This window comes from Staphylococcus arlettae, from assembly GCF_025560845.1.
Taxonomy (GTDB): domain Bacteria; phylum Bacillota; class Bacilli; order Staphylococcales; family Staphylococcaceae; genus Staphylococcus; species Staphylococcus arlettae.
The window spans coordinates 2,074,343-2,091,350 of the sequence record NZ_CP094803.1; the positions used below are offsets into that span (position 1 = coordinate 2,074,343).

Here is a 17,008-nt window from a genome sequence, read left to right on the forward strand (position 1 = left end):
TTTAATTATTTATGCTTCTGGTTCCATAACATGATCAATTAAACCATATTCTTTTGCTTCGTCAGCAGATAAGAAATTATCACGGTCTGTGTCTTTTTCAATTTTTTCAATTGATTGACCTGTACGTTCAGCTAAAATTTTATTTAATTTAGCTCTTGTTTTTAAGATATGGTTCGCAGCAATTTCTATTTCTGTCGCTTGACCTTGGGCACCACCTAATGGTTGGTGAATCATAACTTCAGCATTAGGTAACGCAAAACGTTTACCTTTAGCACCAGCTGATAATAAGAATGAACCCATTGATGCAGCCATACCAATACAAATTGTTTGTACATCTGGTTTAATATGTTGAATTGTATCATAAATCGCAAAACCAGCTGTTACACTACCACCAGGTGAATTGATATATAAGTAAATATCTTTTTCAGCATCTTGTGCTTGTAAGAATAATAATTGAGAAACAATTGAGTTTGCAACATTGTCATCAATTTGTGAACCTAACATAATTATGCGGTCTTTTAATAAACGTGAGTAAATGTCATAAGCACGTTCACCACGATTTGTTGTTTCGATTACTGTAGGAATTAAATTCATTATATTTCCTCCTTATTTATAACTGTTGAATTTATTTTAACCTAAAAGTCAAAAATGGTCAAAAAATAAACTCATGTTTTTTATTCTTTTTAAAAAGTGTATTGACCATTACTTTGAAGATTTGTAAACTTAAAGTATTGTTTATTTTACCCCTCGTAGTGTAATGGATAACACTTAAGATTCCGGTTCTTACAATAGGGGTTCGATTCCCTTCGAGGGGGCTAAGTTAGTGTTCAACGTTACTTCTTGCTACCACAAGCTTTAAGAAGTTTTATTAATCGTCGTTGGGCACTTTATATATTTATACATTTGAGATGCTATCAAAACATTTAATTTCTACCTATTTTTTAGGTAGTTTTTTTATTAATAACATTAACTTAAAAAGTAGTTTAATCCATTTTATTATTTATATAACACAACTACTATACCTTATAAAAGTGATTATAGCATGTAGCTTATAAGTTATATACCAAATTAACTTTCTTTTTACTTTTCAATACGGCATATAATATTTCACTAAAGATAAGCTACAGGTACTAAATTCATAGCTAGAAACCACTCTGCACTCATTCTGACAAATGCTGTAAGTGCGCTAAATAGACATATTTAAAAGTACCGATTGTACTGTTTTTTATAAATACAATATAACTGCGACATATAAATAAAAAACAAACACATAATTGATTACATGTTTGTTTCTGCTTTTTCGTTCTTATATTTTACTTAACCAAAAATGATTAATAAAAAGCCAACTGCAAATAATGCAGTCGAAGCCTTTCGCCCTCTATAAAACTCACTTAATAATATTGTTGCTAAACCTACGATGACAAGTTGTTGATTATAAGCAACAACTCCCATAAAATCACCTATCATCATGATGACGCCGCGTACAACCCAAAAAATGATGAGCACCATCGCGATAAGTCTTAAATAAGCTAAAATTTTCACTACGTTAACGCTCCTTATACAACTAATTCCTTTTATAATAACTTAATATCAATTCTAACATGTATACCTATAATTGATATATTTTATGTTTTACTATGACAATTAATTTTTATACTAAAGGAATAGATGTTTTTATTTCTTTGATTGTTTGTCTCATTGACTTGATGACAAACAATCATTGAATAAGTAATATTTTAGTATTATATTGGCTAACGATTTATGCCAACTCCTACGGGAAGAGCACTTGCCGAAGACTACAGGCTAAGGCAGTGCCCGCGGAAAGCGTGCATAAAAAAACTGCCAACAAAGTCAGAAATTTTGTCGACAGTCTGAAAGATATCTTCATTTTATGGAAGTATCTTTGTTTATATTTAAACTATTAAACTTTGTGATATTCTATTGGATCGATTTCATGTTTCCTCATATCTGAACCCTTTTGATAGGAAACGACTATGCCAATAATTAATACTATCATTAACATAGTTACGAAAATTTTCCCGGCGGGTGTCATGGTAAATATCTCACTCAAAACAATAAGTATGATTAATACGAAAAATAACACGAAAGCTAGATACATTAGTAAATTAGCCATATTATTACTCTCTCTGTAGATTTCTCTATTGCACTATTATTTAATCAATCTGTTCGCCACTGCGTATTTTATCAGCCATTTCGTTTAATTTTCTTAAACGATGGTTAACTCCAGATTTTGAAATGGCACCAGTAGACATCATTTCACCTAATTCTTTTAACGACACATCTTGATGCTCAACACGTAATTTAGCTATTTCTCTTAGGCGATCAGGTAAATTATCTAAACCGACTTCCTTGTCTATCAATTGAATACTTTCAACTTGTTTCATTGCAGCACTTACGGTTTTATTTAAGTTCGCAGTTTCACAGTTCACAAGCCTATTTACTGAATTTCTCATATCACGCACAATTCTAACATCTTCAAACTTAAGTAGCGCTTGGTAACCACCAATTAAACTAAGAAAATCAGATATTTTTTCAGCTTCCTTCAGATAAACGATACTTCCTTTTTTACGTTCTAAATGTTTACCATTAAGGTCATATTCATTCATTAATTTCGTTAATCCTTCTGAATGGCTTTCATATAATGAAAATATTTCTAAATGATACGATGATGTTTCAGGATTATTTACCGAACCACCTGCTAAAAATGCTCCTCGCAAATAACTACGACGCATTTCATCATCTGCTATCATAGATTCATCTATTTCGTGGGTAAAGACACCATCTTTCAATATACCTAAGTCTGCCAATATTTTACGTGATTGCATTTTTATTCGACAAATATAAATATTATTTTTCTTTAATTTCATTTTCTTTCTTACAAGGATTTCAACCTCTACTTGGAATACTTTTTTTATTAATGAATATATACGTCTTGCAGTTGTAGCATTCTCAGTTTGCACATTTATTACAAACTGTTGATTTGCTAGACTCAACGCACCATTCATTCGGATCAAAGCACTGAGCTCTGCTTTTGCGTTGTCTATATCAACTTCAATTCTTGTTAATTCATTTTTCATGTCTGATGCAAAGCTCATAGCTATCCATTCCTTTTCTTATATTACATATTACAATTCATCGTCTTCTTTTTTGGGATTAAATTTAATCGTTCTTGTTGTATCTAAGGCAATTTCATAAATCATTTTCGACAATACTTTAGTATTATGCCTAACATAATACTCAGATGAAATTTGCACTAAGTCGGGATGTGTGTAGACTGCAATATTTTCATTCTCTAATACTTCATAATCACATATTACCGGCGTTGCATTCTCTTGGATATATCGTTTTAATACTTCTTTATTGTATGTTTGCGGTCCACAAATCGTACTATCAATAAATGCCTGTCCAACATGATCATGTATAGCTTTAATATGATCATACGCCGTGTAATCATTCGTTTCACCAGCTTGCGTCATCACATTAGTAACATAAAGTTTTGGCGCTTCGCTTTCCACCAATGTTTGCGCAATTCCCTCAACACACAAATTAGATATCACACTGGTGTAAAGTGAACCAGGTCCTAATACAATTAAATCAGCATCTTTTAATGCTTGAGTTGCTTCTGCCATAGGTTTTACATCTTGAGGTTCAAGAAAAACTTGTTTAATTTTCTTATTTTTCTTTGGTATATTAGACTCTCCATGGACAATTTCGCCATCTTCCATCACTGCATTTAAACGCACACTTTCGTTAGTTGATGGGATAACCTGACCTTTAATATTTAAAATTTTACTCAATTCTTTAACCGCATGACCAAAGTCATCCGTTATATTTGTCAAGGCAGCAATAAGTAAATTTCCTAGTGCATGACCTTCTATTTGATTTTCTTGGAAACGGTATTTAAATAAAGCATCAATCATAGGTTCTGCTTCACTTAACGCTGAAATTACATTTCGGATGTCACCGGGTGCAGGAATATTCATTTCATTACGAATTTTACCAGTGCTTCCCCCATCATCTGCCACAGTTACAATAGTTGTGATATCTATATTGTAATCTCTAAGTCCACGTGCTAAGACAGAAAGTCCTGTACCGCCACCGATGAGTACGAGCTTAATTTTTTCCATTTTGTTCGCCACTTTCAATATGTGCATCTCTATGATGAACATAAACGTTATAGTCAAAACTTTCTCTTAGCGATTCTCCAATACGTTTCGCTAAAGCGACGGAGCGATGCTGTCCGCCTGTACAACCTAAAGCAATCACAAGCTGTGTCTTCCCTTCTTTTTTATATCCTGGAATCATAAATTTTAATAAGTCCATCAATTTCTCATAAAAAATAGTTGTTTCTTTCCATTTCATAACATATTTATAAACTGCCTCATCTTCACCTGTTAGTGGTCTTAAAGATTCTACATAGTACGGATTAGGTAAAAAGCGAACATCAAACACTAAATCAGCATCGATTTGCATACCGTGTTTAAAACCGAAACTCGTTACATTAATACTAAACGTTTCAAAATTATCATTATTAAAATAATCATTCACACGACTTTTAAGTTCTTTAGGTTTAATATTTGATGTATCAATAATGTAATTCGCTAAGCTGCGAATTTCAGTAAGCAGATAGCGTTCTTCCTCAATAGATTCCATAAGTGGGCGTTGACCGTTATCATTAAGTGGATGCGCTCTACGGGTTTCTTTATAACGAGATACTAACTTTTCCGTAGTAGCTTCTAAAAACATTAAATCAACAATAACGTCTCCACGACTTTTAATTTGGTCCATTTCCTGCACTAATGATTTGAACAGTTCTTTTCCTCTTAAATCAATGGCGATGGCAACCTTTTGTAGTGATGGATTACCTTGTTCCATTAATTCTACAAATTTAGGCAATAATATCGGCGGTAAATTATCGACACAAAAATAACCAATATCTTCTAAACTTTGAATTACTAAAGACTTTCCAGCTCCGGATAAGCCAGTAATCACTAATAATTCACTTTTTACGATTTCCTTTTCTTTATGTTGCATTTGTTATACACCATCCATTGTTTAATATGTTATTTGGACACAATCATACTATCGTAATATATTTTACAACAAATTTCAATTGCACGATAGTAATTTTACTACATGATGGACAGCAAAACATAAAAAAGCTAGTGCAAGTTTACGTTACTTTAACTGTAAGTCCTCACACTAGCTATTTCTTAGTTGCTAATTACGCTTCAATTCGATCTTTTAATTCTTCAATATATGCTTGCGCATTTTGTGCAGCAATACTACCGTCACCAGTCGCAGTTACGATTTGACGTAAACCTTTTTCTCGTACATCGCCAGCCGCGTAAATACCTGGTATAGATGTTTGCATTTCTTCGTCTGTTAAGATATATCCTACATCATTGGTAATACCAAGATTTTGGAAAGGTGCAGTTAGTGGCTTCATGCCGATATAAACAAATACACCGTCAGCATCTAATGTTTGTTCAGTTCCATCTACAGTTGATGCTAACGTAACTGAACCTACTTTGCCATCTTTTTCATTAATTGTTTTTAGCGTATGACTCCAAATGAAATCAATTTTATCATTTTTGAATGCACGATCTTGCAATATTTTTTGTGCACGTAATTCATCTCTTCTGTGTACGATAGTAACACTATCAGCAAATTTAGTTAAGAATGTACCTTCTTCAACTGCTGAATCTCCGCCACCGATAACGAATAGTTTTTTACCTTTAAAGAATGCTCCGTCACATACTGCACAATAGCTGACACCACGACCTCCAAGCTCTTGTTCACCTGGTACTCCAATTTTTTTGTATTCGGCACCAGTAGTGATGATAACTACGTGTGCTGTAATTTGGCTATTGCCTAAATCTACAACTTTATAGTCACCTTTGTCTTCGACTGATTTAATATCACCATATTGGTATTTAGCACCAAACTTTTTCGCATGTTCAAACATTTTAGTAGATAAATCTGGTCCCGTAACCATTTCAAAACCTGGGAAATTTTCTACTTCTTCTGTATTTGCCATTTGACCGCCTGGCATACCTCTTTCTATCATTACTGTACTTAAATTCGCACGTGATGCATATACAGCTGCAGTCATACCAGCTGGTCCTGCACCAATTATAGCAACATCAAAGTCTACTTGTTCAGTCATTTCATTGCCTCCTATTTATATTCATTATGCGCATTATATATTATTTCTTGCATTTCTTAAACTTATATGCTCATGAGATATTGAATGGTTTGATCTAAGCGATAGCGTGTCACTTCGAACCAATCCATAACTTGTTGTTTCGTTAATTTTTTATTTTTATGTTGATAATGTATATATGCAAATGCTGCAAGATACCATTCAACATGTGTTAAATCTTTATTGTCTGCGATTATTGCATCGGCTTGATCAATCCATACAATAAACAATTCTTCATCTTGTTTCAAGTGTTGTGTTTCATATAGTTTTAACAATCCACGGTGAATAAAATCTAATTTTGTTAATTTCAATCCTTGGATTAAATATGTGAGATACAATTTTTCATAATCATTCATTGTTTCTAAAATCGACCATATTTCTTCCGTGAGCAATACTTCTCTGCCCTTTAATTGATTTAGTAAAAATATGCCATATAATCGATGATGACTATCATCATTCAACAATAAAGGTAGAATTTGATTGTTAAAATAATCTTTACTTTCTTCAATTTTCCACGGGGCATAGCCCATGTCTACTTTTGATATTTCTTGAAGTTTTGACCAAAAGAATTTACTATCCTCTAACTGATCTAAATAATAATGATTAAAACTTAAAGCATTATACATTTGAATCGACAGAAACTTACCTTTTTTATAAAGAGGCAATAAGAGGTTTTGCGAAGCTTGATATTCTTTCAAATAACTTAAGACGATGCCTAATTTAAAAGCTTCATCTTCATTCATTGGCACTACTTTTCCTAGTAACTTTAAATATTGTTGATATTTTTCTTTTTCTTTAGTGTTGTATAGTAACAACGTGTAATGACACAACGCGTGCATATCTGTAGCATCTTCAGATAATAATTGTTCAAACATAGTCTTAGCTATATCATATTCGTTTAAATACAAATAACACATTGCTAATAAATTACGAATAATTTTATGTTGTTGAATCACTGCATTCTGACGTAGAATATATGCTTTCGCTTCTGGTAAACGTCCTTGTGAAAATAAATATTGAAAAATTAGTTGTATTGCAAAGAGTTGACTTTCTTGTTCAATATCGTGCTCTGAACTATACGACACTTCAAACATTTCATCTAGTTGCGTTTGGTATTCGTCATCATTTGAAACTAATACATAATTAATACCAAACAAGAAAGCCTTGTTTGGTTCATTTAACTCAATGTTTAACTGACTTAATTGATAGAAACTTTCGGCAACAAATTCATTTTGTGCAACACTTTCATAAAACAGTCTTTCAGCTCTTTGGCCTTGACCTAATTTCACTAAACACGTGGCATAACTGACTTTAACATCAAAATCTTGAGGTGACATTTCAAGCACTTTTCTAAAAAACGTTGCCGCTTTATTATAATCCTGTTGTTCAAATTTTGATTCGCCTCTGCGTTTATAAAAATCAGCGTCTAACTTCATTGATATAATTTTGTCGTTATGTGCCATCCATGCTCACCTCCTTTAGCAAGTTCTTTTTATTGTTTCACAATATGCAATGGATTTCCATAGGCAAATGCATTGTCAGGTATGTCTTTACTTACAACAGCTCCAGCACCCACCTTAACATTTGAACCTATGACCACACCAGGCAATATCGTACAATTCGCACCAATTAAAGTATCGTTCCCGATAATTACTTTACCTGTTCTAAACTCATCTACTAAAAATTCATGCGTTAAAATTGTAGTATTGTAACCGACAACACAATTTTTTCCAATTGTAATGTATTCTGGGTACAAAATATCCGGTATCACTTTATAAGCAAATGCAGTATTAGCACCTACTTTCATATGCAAGACATGTCGATAAAGAAAATGTTTCAAACGTACACTTGGTACAAAGCGACATAGTTCAATGACTATAGTTTGTTTAAAGATCTTAACTTTTTTAACATATCGATACATGTGCCATAGTGGATTTTTCCCTAATACAGCTATTTTTTTAACATTTCTCATGTTTTATCTCACTTCGCCTTTTTAGTTGGCCAACTTAGTGCTCCCGCTTCACGATAACGCGGTGAGTCGTATTTCACACGTCTGATAATCATGATTGCAATGCCAACAATAATTAATATAACAGACATCAATTGCGCTACACGTATACCTTCTGTCAACATCAGACTATCCGTTCTCATACCTTCTACAAAGAATCGTCCAATTGAATACCAGATAAGGTATAGACAGAATGTATCTCCAACTCTTAAATGTTTGCGTAATACAATTAATACTATGAAACCTAAAATATCCCATACAGATTCATATAAGAATGTAGGATGGTAATATTTACCATCAATATACATGTTGTTGATTATAAAATCCGGTATATGTAAATTTTCTAAAAATGTACGTGACACTGGACCACCGTGTGCTTCATGGTTTACAAAGTTTCCCCATCTACCTATACCTTGACCTAAAATCATACTTGGCGCTATAACATCACCAATTTGAAAAGGATTTAAATTTTTAATTTTACATAAAATAATACCGGTAACAAAACCACCTATTAATCCACCGTGTATTGCAATACCACCATGCCAAATCATCGGTATTTCTATAGGGTTTTGTATATAATACGGCCATTGGAATATAACAAAGTATAAACGTGCTACTATAAATCCAAAAATAGCACTCCAAAAGATTATATCTACAAGTGTATCTTTATCATGGCCAACACGTTGCACACTTGCCTGTGCAATAAAATAGCCTAGTAATATGCCTACAGCAATTATCACACCATACCATCGTACAGCTAATGGCCCTAGTTCAAATGCAATGGGATCTATATAGCTTAACATCATTCTTTTGAGTCCCTCTCATTCTGATTACCATTTCGTAAAATCTCTGCATTTAAACGGTCGTTAAATTCTTCAGCAGTATTAATCCCCATAATATTCAAACGATAGTTCATAGCTGCAACTTCTAAAATAACAGCGACATTTCGGCCCGGTCGAACTGGTATCGTCTTTTTAGTAATTTCGTTATCTAAAATTTGTAATTTTTCTTCATTCAAACCAACACGATCATACAATTTATCTTCATGCCAATTTTCCAAATGAATATTTAAACGAATACGTTTTTCCGTTAAAATGGCACCTGCACCAAACAATGTCATAACATTAATAATACCTAAACCTCGGATTTCTAATAAATGTTCGATTAATTTCGGTGGCTTTCCTATTAATTCATCTTTACTAATTTCTCTAATTTCAACATTATCGTCTGCTACTAAACGGTGACCGCGCTTCACAAGCTCTAATGCAGTTTCACTTTTCCCAATACCAGAATCACCTGTAATTAAAACTCCTACACCATAAACATCAACAAGCACGCCATGTAGTGATGTTGTACGTGCTAATTCATGCTCCAAATAAGTCGTTAGACGGCTCATCAATTGTGTTGTCGCATCTTTTGATGTAATTAACGGCGTATCTAATTCTTTCGCTGCTTCTACTAATTCCTCTGGTGGTTCTAAGTCACGTGTTATAATAATTGCTGGTGTTTCTGGACGGCACAATTTGCGCATTCTGCCTTTACGTTCCTCATCGGGCAATAGATTATAAAATGACAATTCAGTTGTTCCTAATAATTGAATACGATCTGATGCATAGTGAGAGAAATAACCTGCCATTTCTAATCCTGGTCTGGAAATATCAGTGTTTTTAATCTGATTTTCTAAACCCGCTTCCCCTGCAATTAATTCCAAATCAAACCGTTCCACTAAATTTTTAGTCGTTAACATAGGTTCACCTCAATAATGTTTTTCCTATTCTTATCATGTTAATATCATATCAAAAAGATGCGATTATCCATATAAAAAACTATCTTTAAAATTTTCTATTTATTATAAATCAATGTGCATCGTAAATGGTAATGTTATTAGACACTTCATTATACATAAAAAAATATGCTTTATACAAACTAACTTCTAAATTATAAAATTTTTTAAGATTTAGCAATCATCCTCTTTATAACAATAAAAAACAGCGCCACATTTTATAATGATAAAATATAGCACTGGTTTTTTGTTAGTTATGGAATAAACATAATTTTATTGTACTTTTCTTTATGATTTACGAGTTTATCAAATATTTCTGGTCCTTCATCTAAAGCCACTCTTGTGGTAATCATTGGTTTTACATTTAAGTCACCTGTAGCCATATAATGTAATGTGGCTTTCCATTCTTTACCTGGAAACGGACTAGATATACCATTCCAAGAACCTATAACATTTAATTCATTGCGTAATATTTTTTCAAAGTATTGACGTTCAATAACCATATCAGCATAAGGAATACCTATTAAGATTACTTCGCCACCTTTTTGGGGCAACATCAAGGCATCGTTTATCGTTTGTGGCGCCCCAGCAGATTCAACAGCTAAATCAACACCAGAGGGAAACAATTGCTCTTTTTGTTGTGCCAATGATTGTGTGTGTGAATTAATTAAAATATCGGCACCGAATTGTTGTGCAAGCGTCAATTTATTATCATCAATATCTATGGCAATGATTTGTGCTGCACCAAATATTTTTGCCCATTGTACTGCAAGTAAGCCAATGCTACCACAACCTATTATCGCAACTGTATCTCCAGGTTTAATTTGTGACTGATAAAAACCATGTGCCACCACTGCGGACGGCTCTATCATAGCACCTTGCTCAAATCCAATAGCTTCATCCATAGGTAAGACATTACTTTCTGGCAAGCAAATATATTGAGCAAATGATCCTGGTCGATATGAGCCTGTCACAAATAAATTGTTACAGCGTGCATACTCACCTCTTTCACAGTATTCACACTCATAACAAACGATGGCAGGACAACCAACGACTGCATCACCTTTATTCACCGTTGACACATCTGCCCCTACAGCAGCGACAACCCCTGAAAATTCATGACCAAACGTCATACCTTTAATATAAGGTCCTAATTTTTTATATCTTGAACTATCAGAACCGCAAATACCCGTTGCTTTAACCTCTATCAGTATATCATCTGGATTAACAATCGTTGGCATTACTGTCTCTTCGCATCTGATATCCTCAACACCATATAAATTCAAAGCCTTCATATCATCCCTCTTTTCCTAAAAGGTAGCTTAAAACACACCGGTGCTATCTTATTTTAACTATTATCTTGCTTTACCCTTTGTTTTTTCACAAATATAGCTGCAAAATAACTCGCAATCACAGCAGTATTACATATCAATTGATGTTCCATATAGACGTCTGTAAGCTGTCTCATCGGTCCAATCATAAAATCTAACATAGCTTCGACCATAGTATCGTCTCCCTCTTAACGTATTATTCCACTGGTTTGAGTAAAACTTTAATTCCTTCTCCACTTTTTATATGTTGGTATGCGGTATCCCATTCACTAATGTTCAAAATTTTAGTAACTAAAGGCTCAGCGTTGACCGAACCATCGCTAAGTAATTGTAATGATGGCTCCCAATCCGCTGGCTTTTGACTTCGACTACCTACCACCGTAATCTCTTTTTGAATTACTTTATCCATATCAAATTCAATTTTATCGTCTTTAAATATACCTAATTGTACAAAACTACCTTTTTTTCTTAATAAGGATAATCCTTGGTTAGCTGCTGGAACCGCACCTGAACATTCAATAACTATGTCAACACCATAACCTGAAGTTAGATCGTCAGTGTATTGTTGCAAATTGGTATGTTGCAAATTTACAACATGGTCTAGTTGTAACGCAGCTGCTTTATCTAATCGCGCTTGATCATTGTCTAAGCCAGTAATAATAATCTCTGCACCTTTGCTTTTCACAACTTGAGCAACTAATAATCCAATCGGTCCGGGCCCCATAATTACCGCTTTATCACCTTTTTTAACATCAATTTTAGCAACGGCATGATGTGCACAAGCTAGTGGTTCAGTCATTGCAGCAGCTTGATAAGTGACGTTGTCTGGTAATCGATGTACACTTGCCGCTCGTGCAATAACAAACGGAGCAAATGCACCGTCTTGTTGCGTTCCTAGTCCCCTTCTTTTACTGCATAAATTATAGTCACCTGTAGCACAATATTGGCATTGTCCACAAATATAATACGTTGTCTCTGATGTCACACGGTCACCAATGTTAAAGCCTTCTACATTGTTGCCTAATTCCACAATTTCACCAGCAAATTCATGACCTAATGTCACTGGATAATTTACGTTGTAGTGTCCCTCATACGTATGAATATCTGTACCACATACACCCGCATAATGTACTTTTATTTTAATCTCGTCGTCACCTAGAGCAGCAATTGTTTGCTCTTGTAATGCTAAATGTCCAAACCCAGCTTGCGTTTTTACTAAACCTTTCATTATGTCTCACTCCTCCACTAGTTAAATAAATTGAAGAATTTATAAATAATCCAATTTAGTATGTTACCGCCTTGGTCAATACTTGAAATTTGCGAACTACCCTTAGGCATTTCAACATTTGTGCCACTTGCCATTTCTGTAAATATCGGAGCAACATCTGTAGCAATATATAAAGAGATTGCAATCATAATTGCACCTACAATAACTGAATGTATAATATTTCCACGTGCAGCTCCTACGATAAACGCTACAACAAAAGGTATCGTTGCTAAGTCACCAAAAGGTAATACTTGGTTACCAGGTAATATAACTGCTAGTAATACTGTAACTGGCACTAAAATTAATGCTGTAGAAATGACTGCTGGATGACCGAGTGCTACTGCCGCATCTAGTCCGATATATATTTCACGTTCTCCAAATCGCTTATTCAACCAAGTACGTGCAGATTCCGAGACAGGCATTAAACCTTCCATTAAAATTTTTACCATACGTGGCATTAATACCATTACTGCTGCCATTGACATCCCTAAATTAATAACTTTACCTGGATCATAACCGGCCAAAATACCAATAGCTAGACCTAATACCAGTCCAACAAAAATAGATTCACCAAAAGCACCAAAACGTTTTTGAATTGTATCCGGGTCTGCTTCTAATTTTTTTAAGCCAGGTATTTTTTGAAGCCCTTTAACTAAGAAGATTCCTGGAGCGTATGAAATTGTACTACCAGTAGCTAATGACACTCCCGGTAAATCAAAGAATTCACTCATCATTGGCGCTGTCCAATCTGCTACTTTTAAGCAGACAATTTGGAAAATTACAGCTGCCACTAAGGCTTGCCAAATACTACCCGACACTGCATACACCATGGCACCACAAAATGTATAATGCCAAAAGTTCCAAATATCAACGTTCATTGTTTTAGTTGTTTTCGTAAGTAACATAGCCACATTGATTAAAATACCTAAAGGTATAATAAAAGCTGCAATACTAGATGCCCATGCTATAGATGAAGTGGCAGGCCAACCTACATCAATTACATTTAAGCTAACACCTAAATTCTTAACCATCGCTTGTGCTGCAGGACCTAAATTTTTCACAAGTAAATCAATTACTAAAAAGATACCGACAAATGCTACACCAATCGTCAAACCTGAACGAAATGCTGCGCCAACCTTTTGTCTAAAGAAGAGCCCCAATAAAAATATAACGATAGGCAAAATTACTGTTGCTCCTAAATCTAAAAACCCTTTAATAAAATCTACAAAAGTATCCATATAATCGCTCCATCCCTTTATAAAAAAGGATCATTTTTACTAGGTTGTATCACAATATAATGCGTTATGTTTATCTAGTATGATTTTTGAATGATCCTTTTTACTAATTTATTGAGTTGTTATTGTTTTAACACTTCTAAAATTTCTTTTTTAGTATCTTCAACACCAATACCTGTTAAGAAATTACGTGCATTAATTACTGGGAAATGGTATTCTTTTTTCGTCATTGCAGTAGTAACTAATAAATCTGCTGTATCTTCATAAGGTCCAACTTCGGTAATTTTAATTTGCTTCAAATCCACCTTGATATTGTGTTCTTTTGCCATTTCCTCAATTGCATTATTTACCACCGTTGAAGTTGCAATACCTGCACCACATGCTACTAATACTTGTTTCATAAATAACTCCTCCTAATATTAACTATTTATTGATAATTTAATTTCAGAATATTCGAATATTTTTCTGGTGTTGTATCACCAGAACATAATAAATTATTCTGCTAATTGTTGTTCTATCACTCTGACAATCGTTTCCTTATTTGTTGCTTCGGCTAACGTTGCTAATGTTTCATCATTTTGCAAAAGGGACATGAGTTTTTGTAATAATGTTAGTTGTGCATCACCTTTGTCCATAGCTAACATAAAAATTATTTTTACTGGTGTTGTTGCTTCAGTTTCCCCCATCATTACGAAAGGAACTGCTTCTGCCAATACAGCAATACCGATTGCTTTATCATTTACATGTTGTGGATCTGTATGCGGAATAGCAACGCCGCAGTAATTTGTTGGTAATCCTGTTGGAAATTCTTGTTCTCGTGTAATGACAGCTGACTCATAACTTGCTTTGACAAAACCATTTCGATAGAGTGTTTGCGATAATTGCGTCAAAGCTTCAGACGCTGATTCTGCATGTACATCTAATAAAACATTCGTTGATTCAATACTTATTTTTGTCATCTAAGCGCACCTCTTTTATTCAATTTTGGAATACTGTTCAATAATTTGAACGATTTCTTGTATTGTTTGTGCTTCTTGAATACAGTTGATATCTTGGTTGCTTTGTGCCAAATCTCTTAGCTGTAACAAAGGTCTCAAGTGTTTTACCTTATCCGTTGCAGCAATCACAACAATAATATGAATTGGATGTTGCTTATTAATAATGAGTGGCTCTTGTAATACGAGCATACTCATAGCTGTACGTTTTACACCACCGTCACTCATGGCATGTGGAATAGCGATGTTATTTTGAATTACCATATAAGTATCATCAAAATGTTGTTGCATTGCTTTTACATATTGAGGTTCTATATATTGTGCGCTTAATAATGGCTCACTTGCTAATGCAATCGCTTCGTCCATCGTTTTAACTTCATTACATTGCTTTATATGTGTTGTAGGTAATAAATCTTTTAAATTCAATTCATTATTTAAAGATAATGTTGCTGAATTAATCGTACTTATTGGTTGGAGATAAGCTAAATGATCTTTAATACGTTCGTATAATCCTTCCTCATCAAACACATTGGCATGTGCTTTAATCGTTTCCATAAAGGCTTCAACATTCATTGTATTTTCCGTAGAATCTCCAAACGTTTTCAACACTTCTTGTCTCAATAATTTTTTCTCCTGCGCATTTAAAAACGATTTTGTAATAAATAATGTTTTTGTAGTCATCACATGCATGGGCGCAAAGACGATATCATAATCTAAAGAATAATTATTAAATGCTGATAATGACAAAGCATCTAAAAAGATAATTTCTGGAAATAGGCCTCTAAGTTCTTGCAACATCATCTGTGATACAGAATGGCCTTGCGTGCACACTACAACTGCTTTTAAGCTTTGTTCAATATCAATATCTTGTCGTCTCAGACTGCCACCGATAAGCATTGTTAAATATGCAATTTCATTATCAGGCAATGTTTGACCTAAATAATGTTCAAGCGGTTGGATCGATTGCTTTACTAAATGAAACAGCTCTCGATATTCTCCATGTAATGGATTTTCTAACTCTTGGATATCAGATAATTGATATTTAATACGATAAAATGCGGGTTTCATATGCCATAGTAATTGTTTCAAAAGTTGATCTTTATTCTCAAATTGAATACAGGTGATTTGTTCAAATCGTTGTAGTGTAGTAATAAGCACTGACTTCAATTGTGGAAAAGCAGTAGTTTCTGGCTGTTCTGACCATTGCATGCTCGTTGATAGTAAGTGCAAAGTAACATATAACCTTTCTTCCATAGGTACATCAGAAAATGGCTCCAATAAAATTTCTGTAGCTTTGTATTCTTGTGTATCTGACAAAGCACTATAATCTATTTTAAAATGGTTAATGATGTAACCTTGTTCAATACGATTAAAAAATATATTCAGTAAATATGGGAACAGATTTAAACTATGATCTACATACTTTTTCCGTAAAAAACTTTCAATCTTGGTCATTTGCTTATTAATTATCGTCATATCATCTTCAGTTACACCTAGAAAATGTCTCATCTCGTGACTAGACAATTGTGTATGTGTACTGTTAATAATAAGTTTGATCGCCAATTTACGTGTTTGTAATTCATCACCCATTAAGGCATATCCTTGTTTTCGAGAATAACGTAACGTTAAATTGTATTGAGCTAACTGTGTTTTCACTTTTTTTATATCATTAAGCACAGTATTTTTACTTACTTTAAGATCTAACGCAAAATGATCTAATGATAAATAAGGTGTAGAGTTAAATAACATTAATAAAATAATGTACTGACGTTGCTCTACATTGTAAAATTCTTTGTCATTTACAGATATATCGACATCATCAATGTTGAGCGCTTCCTTAACAGTAGGATCAACGATAAAATGACCTTGCTTCGTCCGTGTTATTTGTTCATATGAAGCTTTACTAAGCCATTGATTAATTTTGTCAATTCTGTAACTTAATTGCCGACGTGACAAATTAAATTGCGTTTCTAAGGTTTTACTTTTAATTGCGGGGTTCTTGACAATTTGAAGAATAATTTTATAATTTTCTGTTTCTATAATTTTTATCCCCCCTTTATTGGTTAAATTCAACTTATCATAATTCAACCAACGGTGGTACATGGATTAATCACAATTAATAGTTCCTATGTTGTACATCATTGTGATGTTGTCTCATAAACC

Annotated in this window: 17 protein-coding genes and 1 tRNA gene; 1 reads left to right on the forward strand and 17 read right to left on the reverse strand. The window is 33.7% G+C overall.

Going from position 1 to position 17,008, the window contains the following annotated elements:
* Positions 1-9: 9 nt before the first annotated feature.
* Positions 10-594: an ATP-dependent Clp endopeptidase proteolytic subunit ClpP gene (gene clpP, locus MUA37_RS10180; RefSeq protein WP_002509821.1), complete on the reverse strand. Its 585-nt coding sequence runs from the start codon at positions 592-594 to the stop codon at positions 10-12.
* Between the two features lie 149 nt (positions 595-743).
* Here clpP and MUA37_RS10185 point away from each other — a divergent pair.
* Positions 744-815, forward strand: a tRNA-Arg gene (locus MUA37_RS10185).
* Positions 816-1,317: 502 nt separating this feature from the next.
* Here MUA37_RS10185 and MUA37_RS10190 read toward each other — a convergent pair.
* From MUA37_RS10190 to MUA37_RS10265, 16 genes are all read right to left on the reverse strand, one after another.
* A complete protein-coding gene (locus tag MUA37_RS10190; RefSeq protein ID WP_002509822.1) occupies positions 1,318-1,542 on the reverse strand; it encodes a hypothetical protein in 225 nt (74 codons plus the stop codon).
* Between the two features lie 632 nt (positions 1,543-2,174).
* Positions 2,175-3,116, reverse strand: coding sequence for a DNA-binding protein WhiA (gene whiA / locus MUA37_RS10195; protein WP_002509824.1), 942 nt, complete (start codon positions 3,114-3,116; stop codon positions 2,175-2,177).
* Positions 3,117-3,146: 30 nt separating this feature from the next.
* Entirely contained in the window at positions 3,147-4,148 is a 1,002-nt protein-coding gene (locus MUA37_RS10200) for a gluconeogenesis factor YvcK family protein (RefSeq protein ID WP_021459128.1), read from the reverse strand.
* Positions 4,135-5,055 carry an RNase adapter RapZ gene (gene rapZ / locus MUA37_RS10205; protein WP_002509826.1) on the reverse strand — a complete coding sequence of 307 codons (921 nt, stop codon included), beginning with the start codon at positions 5,053-5,055 and terminating at the stop codon, positions 4,135-4,137. The genes MUA37_RS10200 and rapZ overlap by 14 nt, the downstream gene beginning before the upstream one ends.
* 190 nt (positions 5,056-5,245) lie before the next feature.
* Positions 5,246-6,190 (reverse strand): thioredoxin-disulfide reductase, encoded by a 945-nt coding sequence (gene trxB, locus MUA37_RS10210; RefSeq protein ID WP_002509827.1) that lies wholly within the window; start codon positions 6,188-6,190, stop codon positions 5,246-5,248.
* A 62-nt stretch (positions 6,191-6,252) separates the two neighbouring features.
* On the reverse strand, positions 6,253-7,689 hold the full coding sequence (locus MUA37_RS10215) for a tetratricopeptide repeat protein (RefSeq protein WP_262624569.1): 1,437 nt from the start codon (positions 7,687-7,689) through the stop codon (positions 6,253-6,255).
* A 29-nt stretch (positions 7,690-7,718) separates the two neighbouring features.
* A complete protein-coding gene (locus tag MUA37_RS10220; protein WP_002509829.1) occupies positions 7,719-8,198 on the reverse strand; it encodes an acyltransferase in 480 nt (159 codons plus the stop codon).
* An 8-nt stretch (positions 8,199-8,206) separates the two neighbouring features.
* On the reverse strand, positions 8,207-9,040 hold the full coding sequence (gene lgt, locus MUA37_RS10225) for a prolipoprotein diacylglyceryl transferase (RefSeq protein WP_002509830.1): 834 nt from the start codon (positions 9,038-9,040) through the stop codon (positions 8,207-8,209).
* Positions 9,037-9,981 carry an HPr(Ser) kinase/phosphatase gene (hprK, locus tag MUA37_RS10230; RefSeq protein WP_021459130.1) on the reverse strand — a complete coding sequence of 315 codons (945 nt, stop codon included), beginning with the start codon at positions 9,979-9,981 and terminating at the stop codon, positions 9,037-9,039. The genes lgt and hprK overlap by 4 nt, the downstream gene beginning before the upstream one ends.
* Positions 9,982-10,271: 290 nt before the next feature.
* Positions 10,272-11,312, reverse strand: coding sequence for a galactitol-1-phosphate 5-dehydrogenase (locus MUA37_RS10235; RefSeq protein WP_002509832.1), 1,041 nt, complete (start codon positions 11,310-11,312; stop codon positions 10,272-10,274).
* A gap of 53 nt (positions 11,313-11,365) precedes the next feature.
* Positions 11,366-11,521: a hypothetical protein gene (locus tag MUA37_RS10240; RefSeq protein ID WP_002509833.1), complete on the reverse strand. Its 156-nt coding sequence runs from the start codon at positions 11,519-11,521 to the stop codon at positions 11,366-11,368.
* A 23-nt stretch (positions 11,522-11,544) separates the two neighbouring features.
* Positions 11,545-12,576 (reverse strand): zinc-binding dehydrogenase, encoded by a 1,032-nt coding sequence (locus tag MUA37_RS10245; protein ID WP_262624570.1) that lies wholly within the window; start codon positions 12,574-12,576, stop codon positions 11,545-11,547.
* Positions 12,577-12,593: 17 nt separating this feature from the next.
* The gene (locus MUA37_RS10250) at positions 12,594-13,853 is read right to left on the reverse strand and encodes a PTS galactitol transporter subunit IIC (RefSeq protein ID WP_002509835.1); all 1,260 of its coding nucleotides are present in this window, start codon (positions 13,851-13,853) and stop codon (positions 12,594-12,596) included.
* 119 nt (positions 13,854-13,972) lie between these two features.
* On the reverse strand, positions 13,973-14,251 hold the full coding sequence (locus MUA37_RS10255; RefSeq protein WP_002509836.1) for a PTS sugar transporter subunit IIB: 279 nt from the start codon (positions 14,249-14,251) through the stop codon (positions 13,973-13,975).
* A gap of 93 nt (positions 14,252-14,344) precedes the next feature.
* Positions 14,345-14,809 carry a PTS sugar transporter subunit IIA gene (locus tag MUA37_RS10260; RefSeq protein WP_193325105.1) on the reverse strand — a complete coding sequence of 155 codons (465 nt, stop codon included), beginning with the start codon at positions 14,807-14,809 and terminating at the stop codon, positions 14,345-14,347.
* Between the two features lie 15 nt (positions 14,810-14,824).
* The gene (locus tag MUA37_RS10265) at positions 14,825-16,948 is read right to left on the reverse strand and encodes a BglG family transcription antiterminator (RefSeq protein WP_193325104.1); all 2,124 of its coding nucleotides are present in this window, start codon (positions 16,946-16,948) and stop codon (positions 14,825-14,827) included.
* Between the last annotated feature and the right edge of the window lie 60 nt (positions 16,949-17,008).

What these genes read in the sequence shown, in the direction of transcription:
- MUA37_RS10215 (WP_262624569.1), bottom strand. Translation starts at nt 7,689, where the DNA reads ATGGCACATAACGACAAAATTATATCAATGAAGTTAGACGCTGATTTT.
- MUA37_RS10245 (WP_262624570.1), bottom strand. Translation starts at nt 12,576, where the DNA reads ATGAAAGGTTTAGTAAAAACGCAAGCTGGGTTTGGACATTTAGCATTA.
- MUA37_RS10260 (WP_193325105.1), bottom strand. Translation starts at nt 14,809, where the DNA reads ATGACAAAAATAAGTATTGAATCAACGAATGTTTTATTAGATGTACAT.
- trxB (WP_002509827.1), bottom strand. Translation starts at nt 6,190, where the DNA reads ATGACTGAACAAGTAGACTTTGATGTTGCTATAATTGGTGCAGGACCA.
- hprK (WP_021459130.1), bottom strand. Translation starts at nt 9,981, where the DNA reads ATGTTAACGACTAAAAATTTAGTGGAACGGTTTGATTTGGAATTAATT.
- MUA37_RS10220 (WP_002509829.1), bottom strand. Translation starts at nt 8,198, where the DNA reads ATGAGAAATGTTAAAAAAATAGCTGTATTAGGGAAAAATCCACTATGG.
- clpP (WP_002509821.1), bottom strand. Translation starts at nt 594, where the DNA reads ATGAATTTAATTCCTACAGTAATCGAAACAACAAATCGTGGTGAACGT.
- MUA37_RS10240 (WP_002509833.1), bottom strand. Translation starts at nt 11,521, where the DNA reads ATGGTCGAAGCTATGTTAGATTTTATGATTGGACCGATGAGACAGCTT.
- whiA (WP_002509824.1), bottom strand. Translation starts at nt 3,116, where the DNA reads ATGAGCTTTGCATCAGACATGAAAAATGAATTAACAAGAATTGAAGTT.
- MUA37_RS10235 (WP_002509832.1), bottom strand. Translation starts at nt 11,312, where the DNA reads ATGAAGGCTTTGAATTTATATGGTGTTGAGGATATCAGATGCGAAGAG.
- MUA37_RS10200 (WP_021459128.1), bottom strand. Translation starts at nt 4,148, where the DNA reads ATGGAAAAAATTAAGCTCGTACTCATCGGTGGCGGTACAGGACTTTCT.
- MUA37_RS10265 (WP_193325104.1), bottom strand. Translation starts at nt 16,948, where the DNA reads ATGTACCACCGTTGGTTGAATTATGATAAGTTGAATTTAACCAATAAA.
- MUA37_RS10250 (WP_002509835.1), bottom strand. Translation starts at nt 13,853, where the DNA reads ATGGATACTTTTGTAGATTTTATTAAAGGGTTTTTAGATTTAGGAGCA.
- MUA37_RS10255 (WP_002509836.1), bottom strand. Translation starts at nt 14,251, where the DNA reads ATGAAACAAGTATTAGTAGCATGTGGTGCAGGTATTGCAACTTCAACG.
- rapZ (WP_002509826.1), bottom strand. Translation starts at nt 5,055, where the DNA reads ATGCAACATAAAGAAAAGGAAATCGTAAAAAGTGAATTATTAGTGATT.
- lgt (WP_002509830.1), bottom strand. Translation starts at nt 9,040, where the DNA reads ATGATGTTAAGCTATATAGATCCCATTGCATTTGAACTAGGGCCATTA.